Annotated in this window: 2 protein-coding genes and 1 pseudogene; all 3 read right to left on the reverse strand. The window is 34.2% G+C overall.

Annotation, left to right across the window (positions count from 1 at the left end; genetic code table 11):
- Nucleotides 1-265: pseudogene (locus KI356_RS26395) on the reverse strand (aldolase); the annotation flags it as partial.
- Nucleotides 266-406: 141 nt separating this feature from the next.
- Nucleotides 407-562: a paeninodin family lasso peptide gene (locus tag KI356_RS26400; protein ID WP_212936929.1), complete on the reverse strand. Its 156-nt coding sequence runs from the start codon at nt 560-562 to the stop codon at nt 407-409.
- A 14-nt stretch (nt 563-576) separates the two neighbouring features.
- A complete protein-coding gene (locus tag KI356_RS26405; RefSeq protein WP_212936930.1) occupies nt 577-2,517 on the reverse strand; it encodes an asparagine synthase-related protein in 1,941 nt (646 codons plus the stop codon).
- Between the last annotated feature and the right edge of the window lie 190 nt (nt 2,518-2,707).

Raw genomic sequence — 2,707 nt, forward strand, 5'->3', positions numbered from 1 at the left:
CACTTTCAGGTGAAATAGTTATCTTTTCTCCATCTTGAACCGAAAAAATCGCAACATTCGGAATATAAAACATAACCTTCGTTCCTTGAACCACATGTTTATACGGTACATCTAATAATTCAAAATGAAAATTCTTATCCATTCTAATTTCAATATCTATTAAACATTCTTTCATATTTATTTGAGATAATTCTGGCATAGGAATCTCACTAAAAATATTGAAACCAAAAGCTTTATAAATAGCCCCTTTTTTAGTTTCTAGCATTAGATTTCTCTCCCATTTATAGAAAATTATATAAAAAGCCTATATACTCCTTTATGTATACAGGCTTTTTATAACTACCAATCTCTTTTTTGATAATTACCTTATTATGAAAATAACAAACAAATTCAATAGTTTCTTCTTTTAACTCGTAAAGCGATTCCAAGTACCAGGATTATTAGGATCTACTGGAGTACCTGGCACGTACGCTTCATCGGTATATGGTCCATAGACTGTAGAAGCCATTGTCATCTTAACATCAAGCATTTCTAACACAGGAATCTCCCATTCCTTTTTCATATTATCACCTCCTTTCACATAAATTTTTGAATAAACCGGTAAACAATTAAACTTCGCATTAAAATTTTGTAATCAACATCAATCGCATGCTCCGCACGAACATCTCCTTGAGCTTTTAAAAGTGCCTTCTTTATTACCTCACCGTCTAGAAAATTCAACGCTCTTTCATCTCTAGAGAGTTTCTCTATCTCTTCTATAAACGTGGACCAATTTGGAAGCATTCTATGCACCCAATCTGCCCCTTGAACCCCTTGAATTTTTTGATTTAATCGTATTTTATCAGGCAAAAGATTACTTGTAGCATTCCTGATAAGTGCGCGATCTAATCCCCCTTGTACATATTGTTCTTCTGGCACAGATAAACAATAGCGAATCACCCTTATATCATTCGTTGGATCTCGTTTCCAAAGCGAGTATTTTAATGATAGCTTCGTAGCTATAGTATTGCTTGCGTTCCAATGAAAAACCTCTTCAAAATGACTTTTTCTTTGCTTATATATATTTGTTGCAGCAAACCAGCCACTTTCACCTATGCCATGTTGCTTTAACTTCTCAAACACTCCCATTCTTTTAGCAAAATCTCCATTAATAATTCTAGGAAATATATATGGTGTACTTGACGGGAAAATTCTATCAACAAATGGATATGCAATCCTTATAATATTCGGAATTCTCCTCAGTCTAGCTCCACCAACTTTTTTACTATATTGATTTAATTCGTAAGTTAATGTAAGCCACTTGAAGCGCTTAAAAAGCAAAGCATAATAATCCATTGCCGACCCCCATGATATAGACAGGTTCCCTCTACCTCCATTTAATAGCACCCCAATGCCCTCTCTATATCCCTCTTCAAACATTCCCTTCAGCCAGAATGAATTTTCAAAAAATTTATAAGGTGTCTCCATTATTTCGAGAAAATCTTCCACTTCAGAAAATGGGTCCCGCCCTTTAAAATCAAGATAATGATCTGTTATTCCCCCAACATGTCGTACCGTTTCTTTAATAAGCATTCTTTCATCTGGCATCAAATTTTTTGGCGTAAAATCTTCAAAATCACTAGGTGGGATATAACTGAAAGTATGTAATGGCTTATTTTCTTTCTGTAGAACCCTACCAGCAAAACTAGCAATTGATCCTGAATCTAATCCTCCACTAAGCTGTATTCCTATTTTCCGATTTGTTCGTAAACGAGATGTAACCGCTTCTTGAAACACTTCTTGAAACGCTTCCACATACTCTTCGGTTGATTTAAGTTTAATCTTCTTTACCGAATCCAGACTTACATATTTCGAAAATTTCACTTTTCTTTTAGTTATTGTTACACTATGCGCTGGTGGGATTTGTTTTATATTTTCATATGGCGTAATAAATGCATCTACAACATCAATCATGCCACTTATAGCCAAATATTCAGCAAGCCATTGTTCATTCAACTTCTTTTCTATATACGGTAAAGAAAAGAGTGGTTTTATCAATGTACACAATGCAGCTCTTTCTTGATCATGATAAAAATATAATGTTCGTCCCCCCGAAAAATCCCTTGCTCCAAAAAGCAGTTGGTTTCTCTCATCCCAAATTATAAAAGCAAAATCTCCTACTAAATACTTTGGAGACTCCTCACCCCACTTGTGATAGGCAAATAATATTAACTCACTGTCTGTCATTCTTTTTCTATCCTTATGATCAACTTGTAACCGGTCAAATAATTCATTCCTATTATCAATAATAGCGTCTGCTGTAATCGCCAACTGCCTTGTAAAATCATAAAAAGGTAATTTCTCACCAATGGATTCCGGTGTAATCCATTGTGCATGACAACCTAAAAAGACATTTTTTTTATACCACTCTTGAACATCATCTGCAGGATATTCTTGTAATTCGCTCATTAATCTCCTACCACACTCGGTAATCGTAAATTCATCATCAAACTTAAAAACCCCTGCTATCGCACTCATTTTTATTTACCTCCTATAATTAAGAAGCAAAGGTTATGTCTACTAACCATATATTATTAATAATCCACATCCCTCAAGTTCTTTTTAAAGAACTCAATAATTCCACTAAACTAAGAGAAATACGGTTTCCACTATATAGATTCTCCATTTCAAAATAAGTTATCTTATAATTCAAACTATCACCCACCCT

Origin of the sequence: Bacillus hominis (assembly GCF_018332515.1) — a bacterium.
Lineage (GTDB): Bacteria > Bacillota > Bacilli > Bacillales > Bacillaceae_G > Bacillus_A > Bacillus_A hominis.